The sequence below is a fragment of the Frigidibacter sp. RF13 genome (assembly GCF_026626305.1).
Classification (GTDB): domain Bacteria; phylum Pseudomonadota; class Alphaproteobacteria; order Rhodobacterales; family Rhodobacteraceae; genus TMP-24.
The window spans coordinates 143081-164010 of sequence record NZ_JAPNUE010000005.1 but is presented as its reverse complement, the minus strand read 5'-3'; the positions used below and the strand labels follow the sequence as shown (position 1 = coordinate 164010).

Genomic DNA, 20930 nt, shown 5'->3' with positions numbered 1-20930 from the left:
GAGCCTTTCCATGACCGTCTGCCGTTTCGCCCCCTCGCCCACCGGATATATCCATGTCGGAAACCTCCGCACGGCGCTGATGAACTATCTGATCGCCCGCAAAACCGGCGGCACCTTCATCCTGCGGCTGGACGATACCGATCAGGAACGCTCGAAACAGGAATATGCCGACGGGATCATGGAAGATCTCGAATGGCTCGGCCTTACCTGGGACCGGATCGAGAAGCAGTCGCTGAGGCTCGACCGTTACCGCGAGGCGGCAGACGGCCTGCGCAAGGGCGGGCATCTGTACGAGGTGTTCGAAAGCCCGACGGAGCTGGACCTCAAGCGCAAGAAACTCCTGAACATGGGCAAGCCGCCGGTCTATGACCGCGCGGGGCTGAAGCTGTCGGACGCCGAGAAGGACGCGCTGCGCGGGGAACGGCCGGGATATTGGCGGTTTCTCCTCGACCAGAAGCGGACGGAATGGAATGACGGCATTCTCGGGCCGGTCTCGATCGATACCGCCTCGGTCTCCGACCCGGTGCTGATCCGGGCGGACGGGCAGATCCTGTATACCTTCGCTTCCTCGGTCGATGACGTTGACATGCGCGTGACACATATCGTGCGCGGCGCCGACCATGTGACCAATACCGCGACCCAGGTTCAGATCATGCAGGCGCTGGGTGGCACCCCGCCCGCCTTCGCGCACCATTCGCTTCTGACCGGGGCGCAGGGCGAGGGGCTGTCGAAACGTCTGGGCACGCTTTCGCTGCGCGACCTGCGCGCGGCGGGCGTGGCGAAAGAGGCGCTTCTGAGCCTGATGGCGCGGCTTGGCTCTTCCCAGCCGGTCGAACTGAAAATGTCGCTGGATGAGATCGCCGACGGGTTCGACCTGTCGCAGTTCGGTGCGGCGCCGACGAAGTTCGACGCCGAGGACCTGTGGCCGCTCACGCGCGAGCGCAACCAGCGCCTGCCCTTCGCTGAGGTGCAGGAGCGGATCGCGGGGCTGGGCGTGCCGGCGGAGAAGGCGGAACGGTTCTGGGCCGTGGCCTCGAAGAATATCGTGAAGCTCGACGATCTTGCCCATTGGTGGACGCTCTGCCGCGACGGGGCGGAACCGATGATCGCCGACGAGGATCGCGACTTCGTCGCTCAGGCGCTGGCCTTGCTGCCCGAGCCGCCTTATTCCGAGACGACCTGGGCCGAGTGGACCGAAGCGGTCAAGGCGGCGACCGGACGCAAGGGCAAAGGCCTGTTCATGCCGCTGCGCCTGGCGCTGACGGGCGAGAAGAGCGGGCCGGAAATGGCCGAGCTGATGCCGCTGCTGGAGCGTGTGCGGCGCGGCTGACTTGTCTTCCGCCCGCCGTTGGCGCAAAGGAGCGCTAGCGGTAACGGAGTGTCCATGTCAGAGCCGGGCAGTCAGAATCTGAAGGGTGCCTTGACGGCGCTGGCGGCGATGGGCGTCTTCGCGACCCATGACGTTGTGGTCAAGACTTTGGGCGCCGATTATTCCGCGATCCAGATCATCTTCTTCGCCGCACTTCTGTCCTTTCCGCTCTTTTCGGTCTTCATCTTGCAGGACCGGTCGGGGGGTAGCCTTGTGCCCGTGCACCCGGGCTGGGTCGCCTTCCGCAGCCTGACCGCGGTGATCACCGGCATCTCGGCCTTCTATGCCTTCGGACATCTGCCGCTCGCGCAGACCTATGCGATGCTGTTCGCGATCCCGCTGATCATCACTATCCTGTCGGTGCCGATCCTAGGTGAAACCGTGCGGCTCCGCCGCTGGATGGCGGTTCTGGTCGGGCTGATCGGCGTTCTGATCGTATTGCGACCGGGGCAGGCCGACCTGTCGCTTGGCCATCTCGCAGCGCTGGTCGCGGCCTTTTCCGGCGCGCTGACCTCGATCATCGTGCGCAAGCTCGGCAATGACGAACGGCCCGCCGTGCTGCTGATTTACCCGATCCTCGGCAACTTCCTTGTGACCGGCGCGCTGCTTGCCTTCGTCTACAAGCCGATGCCGGTCGGGCATCTGGGGCTGATGGGGGTGATCGCGGCGATGGGCATGGCGGGGACGCTTCTGTCGATCCTCTCCTACCGGATGGCCGAGGCGGTGATCGCGGCGCCCATGCAGTACAGCCAGATGATCTGGGCGGTGGCCTATGGCTACATGCTTTTCGACGAACGTCCCGACCGCTGGACGCTGATCGGCTCGGCCGTGATCATCCTGTCGGGCATCTATATCGTCCTGCGCGAGACGCGCTCGGGTGCCTCGCGCAACCAGCCGGTGCTGGAGGCGCGCGGGCGGAACGAGACGATCACCACGCCGCGCTCGGGCCTTCTTGGCCGCATGCTGCACCCCGGCCGCGGCGGGCGGTGAGGCCGGTCGTGCGGCGGCTGTTTTTCTGGATCGGAGGCTCGTCGAGCACTTCATGCACGCCTCGCGCCCGCCTTCCGACGCGTGCACGCAGTGCTCGAGGAGGTCCTGTCAAACCGGTGCGCCAGCCCCGCCTCTATCTGCTTGCAAAAGCTGCCGCGACTCGGTAACTCCCCGCCATCGGTCGGAGCGTAGCGCAGCCTGGTAGCGCACCTGCTTCGGGAGCAGGGGGTCGGAGGTTCGAATCCTCTCGCTCCGACCAATTTCCCGGACTTCATGAAGAACTGAGATCGGGCCCCGGCGAGGCGTGCGAAAGCTCTCAACCTTTCGGGCGCGCCGGGTTCATGCCGAGACCGGCTTTCATCAGTGTCTTGCGGACCGGCGCCATCGAATAGAGGGCGTTCAACGTGCCCGCGCGCAGGTCGCGGAGCGCGCGTGTTTCGATCATCGAGGCGCGGTTGAGAAGGTCGATCCCGGCGGCGCGCGCCTTGACCTCGGGCCAGCGGCGGCGTTCGTAGGCGGCGAGCATCGTGCGGTCGCCGAGCCCGTCGGGGCGCTCGCGGGCGAGGTCGAGAAGGCAGCGGAGATCGCCCAGCGACATGTTCAGCCCCTGCGCGCCGATGGGCGGCACCACATGCGCTGCCTCTGCCATCAGCGCGGTCCGTTCACCTGCCATCCGTGCCGCCGTCTGGCTGATGATCGGCCAGACCGAACGTCTCGTCACGAGTGTGAGCGGACCATAAAGTCCGGCGCTGCGTGCGGTCATCTCGGCTTCGAATTCCGGGACGGGCAGGGCGGCGAGCCGCGCCACCTCGGGCCCCGTTTCCATCCAGACCACGGCGGAAGAGGGGCGCCCGTCGCGGTCGGGCAGTGGTACGAGGGTAAAGGGGCCGCCGGAGCGGTGAACCTCGGTCGAGACATTCTCATGCGGGCGGTCATGGGTGACGGCAAAGGCCAGCGCCTTCTGCCCGTAGCGGGTGGTGTGAACGTCGATGCCGAGCGCATGGCGGACCGGGCTGTCGCGGCCGTCGGCGGCGATCAGTAGCCGCGCGGCGATGGTCGCGCCGTCCGAGAAGGTGACAAGTGCCGCGCTTTCGCGGGTCAGGACCGATTTCGTCGCGGTGCCGGGCCGGAAGCTGACGTTCGGCAGGTCGGCAAGGCGCGCCACCATCTCGCGCCTTAAAAGCCAGTTGGGCAGGTTCCAGCCGAATGGCTCGTCCGAGATTTCGGAGGCCACGAAATCCTTCACGATGCGTGGCTCGGGCGCCTCGCCGCCCGCATCGACGATCCGCATCACCTGAAGGGCGGCGGCATGGGGCACGAGGCGCGGCCAGAGGCCGGCCTCTTCAAGCAGCTGGCGTGCGGGTTGCAGGAAGGCGGTGGTGCGCAGGTCGGCGCCCTCGGCCTCGCCATCCGTCACCGGGGGGGCTGGATCGACGCAGGCGACCGAAAACCCCATGCTGCCGAAGGCTGCAGCCGCCGTCAGGCCCGCGACCCCGCCGCCGGAGACAAGGATATCGACCGTTTCGCGTGCCATGGCGCCCCCTTCTTCGGGGTGCACCCTATCCCAGCGCGCCGGGCGGGTCCAAGCGGCATTCTGCCCCGGGGGCCGCGCCTGGACTATTTGCCGAGCGTGATGAGGATCAGCATCAGGAAGACCAGCGGCACGGCCGCGAGGCAGACCATGGTGATGCCCGCAAGACCCCAGGTTTTGAAGATGAGGACAAGCGCGGTGAGCAGGATCACCAGCGCGTAATAGATGTTGTCCTCGTCGCCATGGGCGATGTCGCGGGCGATCCAGCCCAGAAGCGGGATGGCGTAGAACCAGTGGCGCGGGGCGGCCGCGCCTGTCATGTCGGTCATGAGACAACCTTTCCTGTTCGCGGGTGCGTAGCTATGCTTCGCATGGGGCGCGGACCATGCGACAGGATGTGCCTGCGGCACTATGGCGCGGGTGCGGAAAGACGGGCGAGGAAGGCGGCGAGATCCGTGGTGTGGAACTGGATATGGTCGGCCGGCTCGGGGGCGGGCGCGACATGGACGGTGCGCATGCCCATCGCATGGGGCGCGGCGAGGTTGCGCGGATCATCCTCGAACATTGCGGCGCGGGCGGGGTCTGTGCCGTCGATGGCGAAGATCGTCTCGAAGGCTGCCTGTTCGGGTTTCGGGCGGAAGCCCGCATGTTCGATCCCGTAGACCGCGTCGAAAAGCCCCGAAAGCCCGCGCGCTGCGATCACCTGTTCTGCATAGGGCGCGCAGCCGTTGGTATAGACGATCTTGCGGCCGGGCAGGCGGGCGATACCGTCGGCCAGCCCCGCATCCGGAGACAGAACGGAGAAGTCGATTTCGTGCACATCCGTCAGATAGGGGCCGGGGTCAGCGCCATGTTCGCGCATCAGCCCGGCAAGCGTGGTGCCGTAGGTCGCCCAATAGTGCGAACGCAGCCGGTCAGCCTCGGCCCGGTCGACGCCGATCGTGCGCATCACATAATCGGTCATCCTGACCTCGATCTGGTCGAAAAGCCGCACTTCGGGCGGGTAAAGCGTATTGTCGAGGTCGAAGACCCAGGTGGTGACATGCTGGAAATGGGCGCGCGGCATGGGCAGGACCCTATAGCGGCGCAGGGGCGTTCGCAACGCGCCGCAACCGGGCCGCTTGCCAAGGGGGGCGCTGCGGCCTTAGGCTCGCGCTCCGGCGGGAGGGACGGATGCAGAAAGACGCGTACACGCTTATTCTGGAGGCGATCGAGCAGGGCGACTACCGGCCCGGCGATCGGCTGGTGGAATCCGATCTCGCCGAACGGTTCGGCGTGTCGCGCACGCCGGTGCGCGAGGCGCTGCAGCGGCTGGAAACCCAGTCGATGCTGGCGCGCGACGGCCGCTCGCTGATCGTCGCTTCGCTCGACCATAACCAGCTGGCTGAACTTTACGTGGTGCGGGCCGAGCTGGAGGGCCTTGCCGCGCGGCTCGCGGCAAAACATGCAAGTCCCGAGGAGGTGCGGGTCCTGACCGAGATGGTCGAGGAAGACCGCGCCCATCTTGGTAATCCCGAGGCGCTGTCGCGGGCCAACAAAAGGTTCCACAAGCAGATCCATCTGGCCTCTCACAATCGCCATCTGGTCAGCCAGCTTGACCTCGTCCACCGGTCGATGGCGCTTCTGGCCACCACCTCGCTTGCAGCCGAAGGCCGGGGAACGGCGGCGCTGGATGAACACGCGGCCATCGTTGCGGCGATTGCGGCTGGCGATGGCGAGGGCGCTGCCAGCGCGCTCAAGGCGCATATCTCAAAAGCCTTCGAAACGCGGCTGAAACTCGATGCCGGTGCTGCCCGGCGCGAACGCGACGGCTAGGGCCGCCGCGCCCTCGGGCGGGGCGGGCGGCGGTTCATAGAATCGCGGTGCCGGATGCGACCAGATGAGCCTGCGGCGGCGAAGCGGCAGGATGGTTGCCGCGCCATCGCGCGCCGGAAGAGCAGGATTTGTCAGCACCAGAAACGGCAGGGCGGGTTCCGCGACTATGGCCCCCGCCATGTCCAGCACGCCATGGCGGGTCTTGTCCCAGAAGAAGGGCGCGCGCACCATTTCCCACAAAGCCTTGTAGGAGGCGAGCGCGCCGAGCGGGAAATAGAGGCAGAGCGTCGGCACCCAGGGCATCAGATGGCGGTGAGTGCGCCCGCGCACAGCCCACATGCCGACCGCGATATTAAGGCTTTCCGAGAGGACGAAGAGGCCGCCGAGCGCGGCGAGGCCCCAGACCGGCATATGCGCGGCCAGCGGATGGCCGAGGCCGAAGGCGAGGCCCCAGAAGGACCAGAGAACCGGCGCCAGCACGAATTGAGACAGCGTTCCGAGGAACATGATCTGGAAACCGGCAAAACGCCGCGGCCCGAGCTGCCGCCAGAGCCGCGCCGGATCGCGCATATGGACGGCCCAGGTCATCGCATAGCCCTTCAGCCAGCGTGAGCGTTGCTTGACCCACGGCAGCGCCCGCCCGTTCGGCTCTTCCTCGGTCACGGTTGGGATCAGTTCGGTCCGGTAGCCGTGGCGCGCAAGGCGCACGCCAAGGTCGGCATCCTCGGTCACATTATGCGCGTCCCAGCCGCCAAGCGCCTCAAGCGCCGCGCGGCGGAAGAAAAGCGTGGTGCCGCCAAGCGGCACGACGAAGCCCAGACGCGCAATGCCGGGCAGCATCACCCGGAACCAGGCGGCATATTCGATGGTGAAGCAGCGGGTCAGCCAGTTGTGGCGGGAGTTGTAGAAATCGAGGATGCCCTGCAGGCAGGCGACCTCTGGCCCGCGTTCATGGAAGCGGCGGACAACCGTGCGGATCTGGCCGGGATCGGGCGCATCTTCGGCATCATAGACGCCGACGATCGCGCCCTTGCAGAAATCGAGCGCATAGTTCAGCGCGCGCGGCTTGGTGCGGATCGGGCCTGCGGGCACGGTGACGACTCGCATCCAGCGCGGCAGGCGGCGGCGGGCGAGCGCCGTGCGGGTACGTCGGTCTTCCTCCTCGACCACGAGGAGGATGTCGATCAACTCCTTGGGATAATCGAGCCGCCCGAGCCGTTCGATCAGGCGGGGCGCGATATCGTCTTCGTCGAAGAGCGGCACCATGATGGACACGACCGGCAGGCGCGCGATGGCGGGCGGTTCGGCCTGTGGCGGGGCGCTGACCTGCGCCCTGAGTTCCGACAGGAAGGCGGCCGCCTTCAGGCCCATGCAAAGGAGGAGCGTCAGGCAGGCCCAGCCGAGAAGCGCAAGGAAACCGGCGGCCGGAGCCAGCACCATCAGGCCGGCAAGCATGGCGAGGCCCAGCGTCGCGACGCGCCCGGCGCGGGCCATGTCGAGCGTGCGGCAGCTTTCGCCGGCATCGGTGCGGGTTTCGGCCCGGCGTATGAGGCGGGTCTGGCGCGAGGAGATCATCGCCGCATGGATGTCGCGCTCGGACGCGAGCGCCATCACCACCGGACCGTAGCCTTCCGGCAGGCGGGTGCGCAGGCGGGCAAACTCATCGGGCCGCGCCGTGGCGATCACGGTCGCCGCGCCGATCCGCCGCCAGGGCAGGACCGCTTCCTTTAGGCAGAAATCGGGGCCGAGCGCGTCGATCAGCCTTGCGTCCGGCGGTTCCGTCGCGAGGTCGAGGATACGGGCGCCCCACTGGTTCGCGAGTGCCGCCATCAATGCAGGCTCGGTGACCCAGCCATGCGCAAGAAGGATGTCGCCCAGCCCCACCTCCTGCCGGTCACGCAGGGCGAGCGCCTTCAGCATGTCGCCGGGATCTACCGCCTTCATGTCCATCAGGATCTGGCCAAGCGGCTTGCGGCGCGGCGCCACGGACCGGGCGGCCGGGCGCGGCTCGCGCCCCGGCAGGCCCGCGACCGGCACGAAGTCGGCGGTGACGAGGCGCAGATGCGACGCGGCGGGCGGGGGTGACATGGCGGCAGCACTCACGAAAGGCCGGACCAGCCTTCCGCGCGCATGGTTAACGGGCCGTTAACCGCGGCCCGCCGTTCATGAAAATAGTCCCTCAGGCCGCCTTGCGGGCAGCCATTGCGGCGGCGAACCGCTCGAACAGGTAGAAACTGTCCTGCGGCCCGGGGCTCGCCTCGGGGTGGTACTGCACCGAAAAGACCGGGCGGTCCTTCATGCGTATGCCGCAGTTCGAGCCGTCGAAGAGGCTGACATGGGTTTCAACGACGCCCGGCGGAAGGGTCTGGCTGTCAACGGCAAAGCCGTGGTTCATCGAGGTGATCTCGACCTTGCCGCTTTCGACATCCTTCACCGGATGGTTCGCGCCATGGTGGCCGTGGTTCATCTTGATGGTCTTCGCCCCGAGCGCGAGCGCCAGCATCTGATGGCCGAGGCAGATACCGAAGAGCGGCACGTCATGTTCGAGCACACCCTGAATCATCGGCACGGCATAGGCACCGGTCGCGGCCGGGTCGCCGGGGCCGTTCGAGAGGAAGACGCCGTCGGGATTGTGGGCCATGACCTCTTCGGCCGTGGCAGTGGCGGGCAGCACGGTCACGTCGCAGCCGACGGTGGCGAGGCAGCGCAGGATGTTGCGCTTGGCGCCATAGTCGATCGCCACGACCTTGAAGCCAGCGCCGGTGCGTTCGCCGTAGCCGTCGGGCCAGGCCCAGCGGGTTTCGTTCCAGCGGTAGCCTTGCGCGCAGGTCACGTCCTTCGCCAGATCGAGGCCCACAAGGCCCGACCAGTCACGCGCCTTCTTCACAAGGACCGCGAGGTCGAACTTGCCCTCGGGGTCATGGGCCAAGGCCACATGCGGCGCGCCCTGCTGGCGGATCGCGCGGGTCAGGCGGCGGGTATCGATGCCGCCGATACCGATCCGGCCTTTCTTTGAAAGCCAGCCCGTCAGCTCCTCGGCAGCGCGCCAGTTCGACGGCTCGGTCGGGTCCCATTTCACCACCATGCCGGCAGCGACGGGTTCCGCACTTTCGTCATCCTCGGGCGTCACGCCGACATTGCCGACATGGGGGAAGGTGAAGGTCACGACCTGGCCCGCGTAGGAGGGATCGGTCATGATTTCCTGATAGCCGGTCATCGCGGTGTTGAACACGAGTTCCGCCACCGTCTCGCCCGTGGCGCCGAAGCCCCGCCCGTAAAAGACCGTCCCGTCGGCCAGCGCAAGGCATGCGGTGGGCTTTGGCTGGGCTTCCCCGGTCATGGCGCGACTCCCGATGTGCAGAATTTGGCGGAACCTAAGGGGGCGGGGAGGCGCGGTCAAGGGGGCGGGTGAAATTGAAATTTCTATCTTTTCAACAAGTTAAACGGACCGTCTGCCAGTTGCGGCGGAATGGGTGAACGGATAGGGTCGGGCTCGCAAGAACGGAGACTGAAGATGGACCTGATCGACCGCATCCAGAGCGCGCAGAAAGAAGCGATGAAGGCCAAGGACATGGGCCGTCTGTCGACCGTGCGCATGATCCTTGCTGCGGTGAAGGACCGCGAGATCGCACAGCGGACCGCCGGGGCGGAACTCGGCGAGGCGGATGTGCTGGCGCTTCTGGGCAAGATGGTCAAGCAGCGGCAGGAAAGCGCGAAGGTCTATCAAGAGGGCGGGCGCCCGGAACTGGCCGAAAAGGAACTGGCCGAGATCAAGGTGATCGAGGACTTCCTGCCGAAGGCGCTATCGGCAGAGGAGGTCGAGGCGGCGGTGGCGGCGGCGATTGCCGAGGTGGGCGCCCAGTCGATCAAGGACATGGGCCGGGTGATGGGCGTCCTCAAGGCCAAGTACACCGGCCAGATGGATTTCGGTGCGGTGGGCGCGCTGATCAAGGCGCGGCTGGGATAGGTCGGTCAAGCCGGAGGGGCGCCAGTGACGGGAACGTTCGGGACTGCCCGGTGGCTGAAGGCGCACTGGTTTGCAGGTGCGGCGGCGCTGGTGATCCTTGGTGACTGGGTTTTCGCGCAGAGTGAGGACTGGCGGGCATCCGCATATGGCGAGCCCGCAATTCTGGCTGATCTGATCCTGCTTCTGCCCCTGCTCCATTTCCTGTGCTACCGGCCCGCAGGCCGCGCCTTGGCGCTGCGTGGTCTGGCCCTCGCTTGCGCGGGCGTGTGGATCGCGGGCCATCTGGTGCCCCGTCCGGCCCAGCAGCTGCTGCACTGGCTGGAACCGCTGCGCTGGGTCGCGGTGGCGGCGCTGATGGCGGGCGAGCTGGCGCTGGTGATCGTGCTGATCCGCGCCGTCATAGGCGGCGCGGATGCCGCATCGGAGGTCGAGGCGCGGGCGCGTCGGGACGGGCTGCCCGAATGGGCGATCCGCGCGCTCGTCTGGGAGGCGCGGCTCTGGCAGCGGCTCTTCGCCTGGCGGCGGCGCTGACCGGGCGGCCTGGGGCGGCGGGTATGCCTCACCTATTCCAACGGCATTCCAGACAAGCTTGCGGCTACGCTCTTTTTTGCGTGCCTTGAGGCGCCGGTCGGCAACGGCCTGCTGGTCTGGACCGCCCACCTCCCCCAGCCCCACGAGGGAAGGCATCCCGCGGCGTCGCCTTGACCCTCTCGCCGGACCCTGCGAACACTCCCGCAAAAGGAGAGTTCAGGATGCCAATGATCACGACGCGTGACGGTACGACCATCCTCTACAAGGACTGGGGCCCGAAGACGGCACAGCCGGTGGTGTTCCATCATGGCTGGCCCTTGTCGGCAGACAACTGGGACGGCCAGATGCTGTTCTTCCTGTCGTGTGGCTACCGCGTCATCGCCCATGACCGGCGTGGGCATGGGCGATCGTACCAGACCGATACCGGCAACGACATCGACACGTACGTGACCGATGTGACCGACCTCGTGCAGGCGCTCGACCTTCGCGATGCGATCCACATCGGCCATTCGACCGGCAGCGGCGAGGTCGCGCGTTATGTCGCTGGGGCCGAGGCGGGGCGAGTCGCCAAGGCGGTGCTGATCGGGACGGTGGCGCCGGTGATGGTCCAGTCGGCCACGAACCCAGACGGCATACCGCTTGCCGCGTTCGATGGGGTCAGGGCAGCGGTCGCGGCCAACCGCGCGCAATTCTTCCTCGACCTGGCGAGCGGGCCGTTCTACGGCTTCAACCGCCCGGGCGCTGTCATCAACGAGGGGCTTGTGCGGAACTTCTTCCGGCAAGCGATGGCGGGCGGGATCAAGGCGCAATACGATTGTATCGCGGTATATTCCGAAACGGATTTCACCGCAGATCTGCGGGCCATCACGGTTCCGACACTTCTGATGCACGGCGAGGACGATCAGGCGGTGCCCATCGACACTTCCGCCCGGAAGGCCGTTGGGCTTTTGCGCAATGGGACGCTCAAGACCTATCCGGGCCTTTCGCACGGGCTGTTCGCGACACATCCCGAGGTGATCAACGCCGATCTCTTGGCGTTCGTAAGGGGCTGACGGGCGCGGCGCCCGGTCTTGACGGACCGGATCATTCCCCACAAGGTTGCGCCATGCGCTTCGCGATGACCCTCGTAACCGTCCTAAAGACCAGCCCTTCGGGCGGGGACGGTCGGGTCATGGCGCGCTGAGATCACGCGAGAACCCAACCACCCGCCCGGGGCAGTCCCCGGGGCCGGTGCGGTTTCTGGAACTGTCCGGGCCAGAGAGCCGGAGAGAAAGATGGCCCCGAAAGACTTCACCCTGCGCGCTTACGAGCCCGAGGATGCGCCTGCGCTGACCGATCTTCTGAACCAGCCGCGTGTCGTCTGGGGGACGATGCAACGGCCTTTCACCTCGGTCGCGGAACGCCGACGACGGTCAGAGGCGTTCCATCCCGAACTGCAGCTTGTGGCGCTGGCGGGCGATCGGATCGTGGGCATCATCAGCCTGACGCGCGAGGCGAACCGCCGGGCGCATGTGGGGTCCGTCGGCATGGCGGTGCGTGACGATTTCCAGGGTCAGGGCTGCGGCACCGCGCTTCTGTCGGCCGTTGTCGACCATGCCGACCGCTGGCTGACGCTGACCCGGCTGGAACTGACGGTCTGGGCGGACAATGAGCCGGCGGTCCGGCTCTACGAACGCCACGGGTTCGAACGCGAGGGGTTGGGGCGGGCCTATGCCTATCGCGACGGGCGGTTCGTCGACGCGCTCTTCATGGCGCGGCTGAAGGGTTAGAGGGTGCTCATCGAGCACTGCGTGCACTCTTCGCGCGGGCGCCCGAGGAGTGCATGAAATGCTCGACGAGGCGGGCCTCAGCGCAGCGCCGCCAGCCGGTCGCCGAGATCGTCGGCCAAGGCCCGACGCTCCTCAGGCGCGAGGAAGGCGCCCAGTTCGACCTCGCGGCCGTTGCCCTTCAGCGTCAGATAATCCGCTACCGGGCCGCCCTCGGGCCGGATATGGATGGTGACCCAGTAGGGATTGGCCTCCCAGATGAGCGGCGGGCCGGGCTTCAGATCGTGGGTAAGGGTGATGCGGTCGCGGGTCAGGCTGAGATGTTCGCCCCGGCGGGCCTCGGCGCTGTTGCGGATGATGGCCCGCCAGGCGCCCCAGAGGGCGAGCGCCGCGAAGGCGAGGACGAACCAGAGGGCGGGCTGACCGAGAAGGGCGAGGATCGGCAGGGTGAGCAGCAGGGCGGAAGCCGCGAAGAAGGTGACGAAACCGCCCGGCGTCAGCGATCGGTGCGGCCAGAGGCGCAGGCTGCGCCGGGTCGGATCGTCGGGATCGGTTGTCCAGGCGTAGGGCATGCGGCCCGCTCAGGCGCGGAGCGCGTCGTAGGAGAGCATCACATGCGTCCGGTAGGCCGGGCGCGCGGTCAGGCGGTCGTAATAGGCGCGGAGAGCGGGCAGCGGGCCGCGCGCGATGTCGATGTCGTAGTAACGGTAGAGCACATGGCCGAACTGGATGTCGGCGAGGGTGAAGTCGTCCGAGACGAGGTGGTCGTGGCGGGCGAGCCGGTCTTCGGCGATCCTGAGCACCCTTTCGAGGGCGGTCACCGCGCGGGCGATCTGGGCCGGGTTGCGTTCGGCCGCGGGTGTCCGCACCACGTGCCAGAAGACCGGAACGGTGAAGCCGAGCGCCACGTTGATCTTCGACCATTCCGCCCAGCGGTCGACCTCGGTCCGGGCGAGAAGCTCCTCGGGCCAGAAGGGGGCGCTGGCATAACGGTTCGCGAGATAGCGCAGGATTGCGCCGGTTTCCCACAACGGCGGGTTGGGGCCGTCCTGCAGGACCGGGACGGTGCCGTTGGGGTTCATCGCGAGGAACTCTGGCGTGTCGTTCACCCCGAACCGGTGGCCCGCGTCGGTGCGCTCGAAAGGCAGGCCAAGCTCGCCCACGCACCACATCAGCGCCTGGACGTTGGAGGAATCGGTGCGGCCCCAGATTTTCAGCATGACGTGCTCCTTGAACGGTTGCGCGGGATGCTACAGGTTTTGCAGGAGAGAGGAAGGCTTCCGGCAGGCAACGAGGCGGCACGAAATGGGTCCGAGGGGGGCCGGGGGAGGGGCGCGTTCGTCTAAGCCAGTGGGCCTACCGATCACACGTCCGCCTACTCTATCCTTGACCGTAACGGTTGAATAGACCGCGACTATGCACCCACTACTCGATACCTTCAGGGCTACCAAGATGATACACAAGGCGCGAATTCAGGCGGCCCAGAAGATGGGCCAATTGGTCAGAATTCATCACGCAGTCGACCCGGGCTGCGTCGATGGGTACGTTGTTGAAGCTGGTACTGAGTGCTTTCTTCTCGAGGTATTTGACGAGACGATCCGGTTGAATGGCTTCTCGTGCTTGCGCTATGCCGATGTTGACGAAAGCGAATGCCCGTCAACTAGGGAAGCGTTTCTAGAGAAGGTAGTTCGCTTGCGTGGCCTGCAACGCGCGCCCGTGCCAGTGCTAGACCTGACATCGCTGCGGAGCGCAATTGAGTCAGTGCGGAAGCTTGGACTGCTCGTTTCATTGCACGCATCGTTCAATGATCCAGTCCTCGACGACCTGTAAAATGTCGCCTACATCGGAAAAGCTCTGTCGTGCGACGAGCTATCGACGAGCGTCTTGTGCCTGGATACGGAGGCCGCTTGGGACGAAGCGCCCGTCGATCTGCCGACAGACGCCATCTATCGATTGGATTTTGGCGGCGGCTATGAGGACGCCCTACTGTTAGTCAGCCAGTCGGGCGCTGGCCCGGGAGCGACTAGCTGACGCTGTCGCAGTAGGTCAGGTGTCGCATTCGTGCCGTCAACAGCTCTCGGCAGGATGGCTAGTTTAGCTCATCAATGAAAAAGGGCCCCGGATCGCTCCGGGGCCCTTGGTCATTTCGCGGGATCAGTGGGCGTGGCCCTTGTCCCAGTCCGACTGCTTCGGCAGCTGCTCGAACGTATGTTCGGGCGGCGGTGAGGGCAGGGTCCATTCCAGCGTGTCGGCATATTCGTTCCAGTAGTTCGACCGGGTCTCGCGCTTGCCCCAGAGAAGCGCGTAGAACATCACGCCGATGAAGAAGACGAACGAGGCGAACGACAGGAAGGCGCCCATCGAGGAGATCTTGTTCCAGTAGGCGAAGGCCTCGGGATAGTCGATGTAGCGGCGCGGCATGCCCTGACGGCCAAGGAAGTGCTGCGGGAAGAAGGTCAGGTTCGCACCGATGAACATCGCCCAGAAATGCAGCTTGCCCGCCCATTCCGGATACTGGCGGCCAGACATCTTGCTGAACCAGTAATAGATGCCCGCGAAGATGCCGAAGACCGCACCCAAGGACATCACATAGTGGAAGTGCGCCACGACATAATAGGTGTCGTGATAGACACGGTCGACCGGCGCCTGGGAAAGGACCACGCCGGTGACGCCGCCCACGGTGAAGAGGAAGAGGAAACCGAAAGCCCAGAGCATCGGCGTCTTGAACTCGATCGAGCCGCCCCACATCGTGGCGATCCAGCTGAACACTTTCACGCCCGTGGGCACCGCGATGACCATCGTAGCCAGCATGAAGTAGCTCTGCTGGGTCAGCGACATGCCGACGGTGTACATGTGGTGCGCCCAGACGACAAAGCCCAGAACCCCGATCGCCACCATCGCATAGACCATCGGCAGATAGCCGAAGATCGGTTTCCGCGAGAAGGTCGCGATCACATGGCTGATGATACCGAAGCCCGGAACGATGATGATATAGACTTCCGGATGGCCGAAGAACCACAGGATGTGCTGATAGAGGATCGGGTCACCCCCGCCCGAGGCGGTGAAGAAGGTCGTCCCGAAGTTTCGGTCGGTCAGAAGCATGGTGATCGCGCCCGCCAGAACCGGCAGCGACAGAAGGATCAGCCAGGCGGTGACGAAGATCGACCAGGCGAACAGAGGCACCTTGTGCAGCGTCATGCCGGGTGCGCGCATGTTCAGGAAAGTGGTGATCATGTTGATCGCGCCGAGGATCGAGGAGGCGCCCGAGACGTGGACGGCGAAGATCGCAAGGTCCATCGCATAGCCGCCCTCGGCCGTGGTGGTCAGCGGCGGATAAAGCACCCAGCCAACGCCGGCCCCGGCGCCCAGACCCGAGGTCAGCGAGCCGTTGCCACCCGGGGCAAGCATCGAGGCCACGCCGAGCGAGGTGCCCGCCACATAGAGCCAGTAGGAGAGGTTGTTCATCCGCGGGAAGGCCATGTCCGGCGCACCGATATGGAGCGGCATGAAATAGTTGCCGAACCCGCCGAAGAGCGCCGGAATGACGACGAAGAACATCATCAGGACGCCGTGATAGGTGATCATCACGTTCCACAAATGGCCGTTTGGTGTGCAGACATCACCCGAGGCGACGAAACGCGCACCTTCCTGGCACATGTACTGGACGCCGGGTTCCATCAGTTCGAGGCGCATGTAGACGGTCAGCGCCACCGAGATGAAGCCGACGACCGCGGCGGTGAAGAGGTAGAGGATCCCGATGTCCTTGTGGTTCGTCGACATGAACCAGCGGGTGAAGAACCCGGGGTGTCCGTGCGCCTCGTGGCCATGAACGGCTGCGTCGGCCATGCTGTTCTCCCATTCCTTAAGAACCGGCCGGAATCTCGTCCGTACCGGGTGTCCGGCCCCGTAATAATTGGCGATCCGCGGATGGGCAATGAAAGAAACGGGGGGCGGGGCGCGAAATATTGTCTCGGGCAGGTGGGGGGAGCGAAGGATTGTCCCGAAAATCCTTCGCGGCCCGTCCTGGGCGCGAAAAGTTTTCGGGAAAACTTTTCGCTCTGACTGTCGTCAGCCTGTCAGCTGAAGCTCCGCTCGAAGCAGGTCTTCAGCGCCAGATCGAGATCCTCCATCGTCACGGGCAGGCCAAGATCGACAAGGCTTGTCACGCCATGGTCGCGGATGCCGCAGGGGACGATTCCGTCGAAATGTGAAAGGTCCGGTTCGACATTGACCGAGATGCCATGGAAACTAACCCATTTCCTGAGCCGGACACCGATGGCCGCGATCTTGTCCTCGCGGACCGACCCGTCTGGGTTCGGTGCCCTGTCGGGGCGCGTGACCCAGACGCCGACGCGGCCGGGCCTGATCTCTCCCCGCACGTTGAACTCAGCGAGCGCGGCGATGACCCAATGTTCCAGCCGCTCGACAAACCGCCGGACGTCCTTGCCGCGGCGGTTGAGGTCGAGCATCACATAGGCCACGCGCTGGCCCGGCCCGTGATAGGTATATTGCCCGCCGCGCCGCGCCTCATAGACGGGAAAGCGGTCCGGGTCGGTCAGATCCTCGGGCCGGGCTGACGTGCCTGCGGTGTAAAGCGGTGGATGTTCCAGAAGCCAGATACACTCCCCGGCCTGCCCTTCGGCGATGGCTGCGACGCGGGTCTCCATGAAGGCAAGAGCCTCTTCATAGGGTACGAGCCCCGGGGATGTGATCCATTCGACCATCGCTTCCGTCACACCTCCGGTTCGTCGCCCATCAGATAGCGCGGGCCCTGACCCTTTCGGGCGGCCCTGTCCCCGGCGTTATAGAGCGTGCATCTGTCGAGCGACAGACAGCCGCAGCCGATACAGCCGTCGAGCGTGTCGCCGAGCGCCTGCAGCTGCGCGATCCGCGCGTCGATGCCAGCGCGGAAGCCCTTGGAAATTCGCGCCCAATCCCTCCGTGTCGGCGCGCGGTCGGCGGGCAGCGCGGCGAGGTGCCCCGCGATTTCGGCGAGCGGAAAGCCCAGGCGCTGGGCGATCATCGCAAAAGACAGCCGCCGAAGATCCGCCCCGCCATAGCGCCTGTGGCCGCCCTGATTGCGCAGGGGGCGGACGATGCCGTGCGTCTCATAGAAGCGGATCGCCGAAACGGCGAGGCCAGTGCGGGCGGCGAGGTCGCCGATGGTCAGGCCCTGACGGGACATGATTGGTCCTTGATCTCAAGTTCACTTGAGAAATTACAAGACGATTCGCGAAAGGCAAGAGAGGCAGGACGATGGCGAGCTTTGAGGCAGGGCTGCAGCAGATAGTCGAGCGGACGATTCGGGTCGGTTTCCTGCGGCGCATTTCAGGCCTCTGGCGGGCCATTTGGGTGGGGCGCCAGAGGGAGCGCTGCAGGCGCATGTCCGACATTAACCCCGAACATCTCACCGATCACTTGCGGCGCGATATCGGGTTGTAACAGCCGGCTAGGCGGGCGGCTCGGCCAGAAGTGCTGCAATCTCGGCGCCGATCACCATGTCGTGGACCTGCCCGAAATGATGGGCGCGCAGCTCGCCCGCCCGGTCGAAGAGCAGAAGCGACGGCGTGCCGCGAAGCCCGAGCGCTTCCATCGTCCTGGGCAGCGGGCCGCTTTCGCCCGGGCTGTCGATGGCGACGGGAAAGGTGATCCGGTACTCATGCAGGAAGGCGCGGAGCGCGACCGGCGTCATCGCCGCGTGATGTTCGAAGACCGAATGGAGGCCGATGACCGCCACATCTTCCTCGGGGAAGATGCGGCGGATCGACTGGGCCTGCGGCAGGCCGTGGCTGACGCAGCCGGGGCAGAGCATCTGGAAGGCTTCGAGCGCCACGACCTTGCCGCGCAAGGCGGCAAGGGAGAGGGGATTGGGCGTATTCAGCCAGTCCGAGGCGATGATCTCGACCATGCTCACTCCGCTTCTCCGGGCAGGGACAAATCGCCCGAGGCGACATCCCAGACATCCGTAACACATAGGAGCGGCGCGTGAACCGTCTGGTTGACGCGCAGCGCCGAGGTGACGCCGTCGAAACGGAAGGCGGTGAGGTCGGTGTCTGCGGGCAGAGGGACGTTGATCGTGATCTCGCTGTCGGTCAGGGCAGGTGCAAAGCCCGGACTGTCGATGAACAGCGGCAGGCCGGGCCAGGTCTCCGGCAGTTTCGGGCTTTCGCCCTCGGCGATGTCGCGGACAGAGAGCGCGCCCGTGCCGCAGGCGTCGTTCGGGGTCAGGACAACCCAATGGCTGTGCCAGCCCGCGCCGTCGTTCGCAGCGTCACCGTCGCCGTTTTCATCCGCCAGCGGCGTGTCATCGAAGTCGGGGTGTGCGGTGGCGGCAAGCGCGAGGATGCCGGTTCCACCTTCGAACCCTACCGTCGCGGGGTCGAGCGAGGTGGGCCAGACATAGGACCAGACCGGCGCCCCGGCGAGTGCGCCGGTGGGATCGGGCGCAGCACTGCCTGCGCTTCCGGCAAGCTTCATCGAGAAGCTGAGGCCGTCTTCGGCGCGCAGTATGCGGGCGCTGAGTATGTCGAAGGCGGGCGTTTTTGTCGGATCGGTGGGCGACCTGATCTCGGCGGTGGCCGCGATCGGGACGAGAAGGAGCGCGAGGATGAGGGAGGGATACGGGCGGGTCATGAATTCTCCTATAGTAGCGAGTCGCTATTACATTGTTCTGGAGCAGTCGTCACGGCCTTGCAAGGAAAATATCGAGTCGATATCAATACCGCATGAGCAACGCGCATTTCCTTCTGGAACGGCTGGCGCGCCTGTCGCAGGCGGCGGGCTGGGCGGCCGGCCTGAACCCGGCCCAGAGAGGCGCGCTCGACTATCTTTCCCGGGCAAACCGTTTCTCCCGCGCTCCGTCCCATGTCGCGGACTATCTGGGGACGACACGCGGGACCGCCTCGCAGACCCTGCAGGCATTGGCTAGAAAGCGGCTGGTCGAGGCGGAACCCGATCCCGCCGATCGCCGCTCGGTCAGCTACCGCGTCACGGCCAATGGTCGGGCGTTGTTGCCAGGGTCGGCGCTGGCTGCGCCCCTGGCGGCGCTGGAAGACGAAGACCGCACCCGGCTTGAGCGCACGTTGTCGGCGCTGCTGGCCCGGATGGTCGGAGAAGGGCGGACATTCGGGCTTTGCTCAACCTGCCGCCATCACCGGCCCGGCCCCTTTTGTGCGCTTCTCGATCTCGCGCTTTCTGCCGATGAGACGACCCAAATCTGCCACGAACATCGGCCGGTATGAGGGTGAAGAACGGCCCTTGAGGGAATCAACGGGAGCGCGGTTCGCAACCGGCCTGCCGTGTACGACGACCCGGCGCGACACGGGCAAAAATATTGGCGAAAGCGGCAGAAAAACCGCTTCCCTTTCCCAAACCTCTCGGCTAGAAGCACGCCACCTCAGTCGGCAGTGCCCGATTTGGAGTGCGGTTGTGGCGGAATTGGTAGACGCGCAGCGTTGAGGTCGCTGTGGGCTAACCCCCGTGGAAGTTCGAGTCTTCTCAACCGCACCACTCCAACCGTCTGATTTATAAATATATTTTGAATCCGCGACGCTTTTCCCGGCGATATGCTGCGACGCAGGCTATTGGGCTTGGGAGTTTTTGCGCCGATATCCCCGTCTCATGCGCGACATGTCGCTTGCAGAAATATTCATGTCGCTTTCTGACCTTCCCTCGCGGCATAAAGCGCCATCTATACGTTCGCACAATGCGCCGAGAATCCGGTTGAAAATGTGTGGGCTATGAGCTTAGCTCGGCCTTGGGGAGCCAAAAAAAACAAACGGGGAGCGAGAGTTGACCTCTGCCACCAGTGCCGCGGACGCGGCGTTCGTCGAATTCGACCGCGTCCAGAAGAGCTATGACGGGCAGACGCTTGTCGTCAAAGACCTGAATCTGACGATGCCGAAGGGCGAGTTCCTGACGATGCTCGGGCCGTCGGGGTCGGGAAAGACCACCTGCCTGATGATGCTGGCCGGGTTCGAGACCGCAACGAACGGCGAGATCAGACTGAACGGGCGCAACATCAACCAGGTGCCGCCGCACAAGCGCGGTATCGGCATGGTGTTTCAGAACTATGCGCTGTTCCCCCATATGACGGTGGGCGAGAATCTGTCCTTCCCGCTTGAAGTGCGTGGGATGAGCAAGGCCGACCGCGAGGCGAAAATCGCCCGCGCACTCGACATGGTGCAGATGGGCAAGTTCGCGAACCGCCGCCCTGCGCAACTGTCGGGCGGCCAGCAGCAAAGGATCGCGCTGGCGCGGGCCCTGTGCTTTGACCCCGAGCTTGTGCTGATGGACGAACCCCTGGGCGCGCTCGACAAGCAATTGCGCGAACATATGCAGTTCGAGATCAAGGCTTTGCACGAACGACTGGGGATCACCGTCGTCTATGTGACCCATGATCAGGGCGAGGCGCTGACCATGTCGGACCGCGTTGCGGTCTTCAATGACGGCGTCATCCAGCAGCTCGCCCCGCCTGCCGACCTCTATGAGCGGCCGGAAAACAGCTTCGTCGCCCAGTTCATCGGCGAGAACAACAAGCTGCCGGGCACGATCGAGGAACTGTCGGGCGACAAGGCCTTGGTGCGTTTGTCGACCGGCGAGCTGATCGACGCGACGGCGGTGAACGTGAAGGAAAAGGGCCAGAAAACCCTTGTCTCGATCCGGCCCGAACGTGTCGAGTTCAAGCCCGAGATGATGCCGCCGGGCGCCCATACGATCGAGGCCGAGGTCGTGGATGTCATCTATATGGGTGACATCCTGCGCGCCCGCCTCAAGGTCGCGGGATCGGACGATTTCGTGATGAAGATGCGCAACACGCTGGGGCAGACCCGGCTTGCGAACGGACAGAAGCTCAAGGTCGGCTGGCATCCGCAGGACGCCCGCGCCCTTGATCCGATGTGACGCCCGCGCCGGGCAAAGCCCGGCTGGACGGACTGAAAAGAAGAAACCATCAACCGGGAG

At 65.4% G+C, this 20930-nt stretch carries 21 protein-coding genes and 2 tRNA genes; 11 read left to right on the top strand and 12 right to left on the bottom strand.

Going from position 1 to position 20930, the window contains the following annotated elements:
- Window positions 1-10 precede the first annotated feature (10 nt).
- From gltX to OU426_RS11995, 3 genes are all read left to right on the top strand, one after another.
- Entirely contained in the window at window positions 11-1330 is a 1320-nt protein-coding gene (gene gltX / locus OU426_RS12005; RefSeq protein ID WP_267634253.1) for a glutamate--tRNA ligase, read from the top strand.
- Window positions 1331-1384: 54 nt separating this feature from the next.
- Entirely contained in the window at window positions 1385-2359 is a 975-nt protein-coding gene (locus tag OU426_RS12000) for a DMT family transporter (RefSeq protein WP_267634252.1), read from the top strand.
- 182 nt (window positions 2360-2541) lie between these two features.
- Window positions 2542-2618: transfer RNA gene (locus OU426_RS11995), tRNA-Pro, on the top strand.
- A 57-nt stretch (window positions 2619-2675) separates the two neighbouring features.
- Here OU426_RS11995 and OU426_RS11990 read toward each other — a convergent pair.
- The 3 genes from OU426_RS11990 to OU426_RS11980 all read right to left on the bottom strand — a co-directional run bounded on the left by OU426_RS11990 (window position 2676) and on the right by OU426_RS11980 (window position 4956).
- Complete coding sequence (locus OU426_RS11990) at window positions 2676-3893, bottom strand: UbiH/UbiF family hydroxylase (RefSeq protein ID WP_267634251.1); 1218 nt, start codon at window positions 3891-3893, stop codon at window positions 2676-2678.
- Window positions 3894-3976: 83 nt separating this feature from the next.
- On the bottom strand, window positions 3977-4219 hold the full coding sequence (locus tag OU426_RS11985) for a hypothetical protein (RefSeq protein ID WP_267634250.1): 243 nt from the start codon (window positions 4217-4219) through the stop codon (window positions 3977-3979).
- 80 nt (window positions 4220-4299) lie between these two features.
- Window positions 4300-4956: a pyrimidine 5'-nucleotidase gene (locus tag OU426_RS11980; RefSeq protein WP_267634249.1), complete on the bottom strand. Its 657-nt coding sequence runs from the start codon at window positions 4954-4956 to the stop codon at window positions 4300-4302.
- A gap of 107 nt (window positions 4957-5063) precedes the next feature.
- Here OU426_RS11980 and OU426_RS11975 point away from each other — a divergent pair, with 107 nt between their 5' ends.
- Window positions 5064-5705 carry a GntR family transcriptional regulator gene (locus OU426_RS11975; RefSeq protein ID WP_267634248.1) on the top strand — a complete coding sequence of 214 codons (642 nt, stop codon included), beginning with the start codon at window positions 5064-5066 and terminating at the stop codon, window positions 5703-5705.
- On the opposite strand, the gene OU426_RS11970 is transcribed toward OU426_RS11975, so the two are convergent.
- The gene (locus OU426_RS11970) at window positions 5640-7793 is read right to left on the bottom strand and encodes a glycosyltransferase (RefSeq protein ID WP_324289815.1); all 2154 of its coding nucleotides are present in this window, start codon (window positions 7791-7793) and stop codon (window positions 5640-5642) included. The two genes, OU426_RS11975 and OU426_RS11970, sit on opposite strands and share 66 nt — an antisense overlap.
- Window positions 7794-7884: 91 nt before the next feature.
- Complete coding sequence (gene carA, locus OU426_RS11965) at window positions 7885-9045, bottom strand: glutamine-hydrolyzing carbamoyl-phosphate synthase small subunit (protein ID WP_267634247.1); 1161 nt, start codon at window positions 9043-9045, stop codon at window positions 7885-7887.
- 174 nt (window positions 9046-9219) lie between these two features.
- Between carA and OU426_RS11960 the strand changes: the two genes are divergently transcribed.
- The 4 genes from OU426_RS11960 (at window position 9220) to OU426_RS11945 (ending at window position 11972) form a co-directional block, all read left to right on the top strand.
- Window positions 9220-9672 carry a GatB/YqeY domain-containing protein gene (locus tag OU426_RS11960; RefSeq protein WP_267634246.1) on the top strand — a complete coding sequence of 151 codons (453 nt, stop codon included), beginning with the start codon at window positions 9220-9222 and terminating at the stop codon, window positions 9670-9672.
- A 24-nt stretch (window positions 9673-9696) separates the two neighbouring features.
- On the top strand, window positions 9697-10203 hold the full coding sequence (locus tag OU426_RS11955; protein ID WP_267634245.1) for a hypothetical protein: 507 nt from the start codon (window positions 9697-9699) through the stop codon (window positions 10201-10203).
- A gap of 221 nt (window positions 10204-10424) precedes the next feature.
- Complete coding sequence (locus OU426_RS11950; RefSeq protein WP_267634244.1) at window positions 10425-11255, top strand: alpha/beta fold hydrolase; 831 nt, start codon at window positions 10425-10427, stop codon at window positions 11253-11255.
- A gap of 222 nt (window positions 11256-11477) precedes the next feature.
- Window positions 11478-11972, top strand: a complete 495-nt coding sequence (locus OU426_RS11945; RefSeq protein ID WP_267634243.1) for a GNAT family N-acetyltransferase — start codon at window positions 11478-11480, stop codon at window positions 11970-11972.
- A 77-nt stretch (window positions 11973-12049) separates the two neighbouring features.
- On the opposite strand, the gene OU426_RS11940 is transcribed toward OU426_RS11945, so the two are convergent.
- The 7 genes from OU426_RS11940 to OU426_RS11910 all read right to left on the bottom strand — a co-directional run bounded on the left by OU426_RS11940 (window position 12050) and on the right by OU426_RS11910 (window position 18602).
- Window positions 12050-12541 carry a DUF2244 domain-containing protein gene (locus tag OU426_RS11940; protein ID WP_267634242.1) on the bottom strand — a complete coding sequence of 164 codons (492 nt, stop codon included), beginning with the start codon at window positions 12539-12541 and terminating at the stop codon, window positions 12050-12052.
- Window positions 12542-12550: 9 nt separating this feature from the next.
- Window positions 12551-13189, bottom strand: a complete 639-nt coding sequence (locus OU426_RS11935) for a glutathione S-transferase family protein (RefSeq protein WP_267634241.1) — start codon at window positions 13187-13189, stop codon at window positions 12551-12553.
- Between the two features lie 934 nt (window positions 13190-14123).
- Window positions 14124-15815 (bottom strand): cytochrome c oxidase subunit I, encoded by a 1692-nt coding sequence (locus tag OU426_RS11930; RefSeq protein WP_267634240.1) that lies wholly within the window; start codon window positions 15813-15815, stop codon window positions 14124-14126.
- Window positions 15816-16045: 230 nt separating this feature from the next.
- Window positions 16046-16693 carry a lipoyl(octanoyl) transferase LipB gene (gene lipB / locus OU426_RS11925; RefSeq protein WP_267634334.1) on the bottom strand — a complete coding sequence of 216 codons (648 nt, stop codon included), beginning with the start codon at window positions 16691-16693 and terminating at the stop codon, window positions 16046-16048.
- An 8-nt stretch (window positions 16694-16701) separates the two neighbouring features.
- A complete protein-coding gene (gene soxR, locus OU426_RS11920; protein ID WP_267634239.1) occupies window positions 16702-17154 on the bottom strand; it encodes a redox-sensitive transcriptional activator SoxR in 453 nt (150 codons plus the stop codon).
- A 264-nt stretch (window positions 17155-17418) separates the two neighbouring features.
- A complete protein-coding gene (locus OU426_RS11915; RefSeq protein WP_267634238.1) occupies window positions 17419-17877 on the bottom strand; it encodes a redoxin family protein in 459 nt (152 codons plus the stop codon).
- Window positions 17878-17879: 2 nt separating this feature from the next.
- Window positions 17880-18602, bottom strand: a complete 723-nt coding sequence (locus OU426_RS11910; RefSeq protein ID WP_267634237.1) for a hypothetical protein — start codon at window positions 18600-18602, stop codon at window positions 17880-17882.
- Window positions 18603-18694: 92 nt separating this feature from the next.
- Here OU426_RS11910 and OU426_RS11905 point away from each other — a divergent pair, with 92 nt between their 5' ends.
- From OU426_RS11905 to OU426_RS11895, 3 genes are all read left to right on the top strand, one after another.
- On the top strand, window positions 18695-19210 hold the full coding sequence (locus OU426_RS11905) for a MarR family winged helix-turn-helix transcriptional regulator (RefSeq protein WP_267634236.1): 516 nt from the start codon (window positions 18695-18697) through the stop codon (window positions 19208-19210).
- Window positions 19211-19391: 181 nt separating this feature from the next.
- Window positions 19392-19478 (top strand) — tRNA-Leu (locus OU426_RS11900).
- Window positions 19479-19760: 282 nt separating this feature from the next.
- A complete protein-coding gene (locus OU426_RS11895) occupies window positions 19761-20870 on the top strand; it encodes an ABC transporter ATP-binding protein (protein ID WP_267634235.1) in 1110 nt (369 codons plus the stop codon).
- The last annotated feature ends 60 nt before the right edge of the window (window positions 20871-20930 follow it).

Bases quoted from the DNA above. Each gene is read 5' to 3' on its own strand.
- gltX (WP_267634253.1), top strand. From the start codon at position 11: ATGACCGTCTGCCGTTTCGCCCCCTCGCCCACCGGATATATCCATGTC.
- OU426_RS12000 (WP_267634252.1), top strand. From the start codon at position 1,385: ATGTCAGAGCCGGGCAGTCAGAATCTGAAGGGTGCCTTGACGGCGCTG.
- OU426_RS11990 (WP_267634251.1), bottom strand. From the start codon at position 3,893: ATGGCACGCGAAACGGTCGATATCCTTGTCTCCGGCGGCGGGGTCGCG.
- OU426_RS11985 (WP_267634250.1), bottom strand. From the start codon at position 4,219: ATGACCGACATGACAGGCGCGGCCGCCCCGCGCCACTGGTTCTACGCC.
- OU426_RS11980 (WP_267634249.1), bottom strand. From the start codon at position 4,956: ATGCCGCGCGCCCATTTCCAGCATGTCACCACCTGGGTCTTCGACCTC.
- OU426_RS11975 (WP_267634248.1), top strand. From the start codon at position 5,064: ATGCAGAAAGACGCGTACACGCTTATTCTGGAGGCGATCGAGCAGGGC.
- OU426_RS11970 (WP_324289815.1), bottom strand. From the start codon at position 7,793: ATGTCACCCCCGCCCGCCGCGTCGCATCTGCGCCTCGTCACCGCCGAC.
- carA (WP_267634247.1), bottom strand. From the start codon at position 9,045: ATGACCGGGGAAGCCCAGCCAAAGCCCACCGCATGCCTTGCGCTGGCC.
- OU426_RS11960 (WP_267634246.1), top strand. From the start codon at position 9,220: ATGGACCTGATCGACCGCATCCAGAGCGCGCAGAAAGAAGCGATGAAG.
- OU426_RS11950 (WP_267634244.1), top strand. From the start codon at position 10,425: ATGCCAATGATCACGACGCGTGACGGTACGACCATCCTCTACAAGGAC.
- OU426_RS11945 (WP_267634243.1), top strand. From the start codon at position 11,478: ATGGCCCCGAAAGACTTCACCCTGCGCGCTTACGAGCCCGAGGATGCG.
- OU426_RS11940 (WP_267634242.1), bottom strand. From the start codon at position 12,541: ATGCCCTACGCCTGGACAACCGATCCCGACGATCCGACCCGGCGCAGC.
- OU426_RS11935 (WP_267634241.1), bottom strand. From the start codon at position 13,189: ATGCTGAAAATCTGGGGCCGCACCGATTCCTCCAACGTCCAGGCGCTG.
- OU426_RS11930 (WP_267634240.1), bottom strand. From the start codon at position 15,815: ATGGCCGACGCAGCCGTTCATGGCCACGAGGCGCACGGACACCCCGGG.
- lipB (WP_267634334.1), bottom strand. From the start codon at position 16,693: ATGGTCGAATGGATCACATCCCCGGGGCTCGTACCCTATGAAGAGGCT.
- soxR (WP_267634239.1), bottom strand. From the start codon at position 17,154: ATGTCCCGTCAGGGCCTGACCATCGGCGACCTCGCCGCCCGCACTGGC.
- OU426_RS11915 (WP_267634238.1), bottom strand. From the start codon at position 17,877: ATGGTCGAGATCATCGCCTCGGACTGGCTGAATACGCCCAATCCCCTC.
- OU426_RS11910 (WP_267634237.1), bottom strand. From the start codon at position 18,602: ATGACCCGCCCGTATCCCTCCCTCATCCTCGCGCTCCTTCTCGTCCCG.
- OU426_RS11905 (WP_267634236.1), top strand. From the start codon at position 18,695: ATGAGCAACGCGCATTTCCTTCTGGAACGGCTGGCGCGCCTGTCGCAG.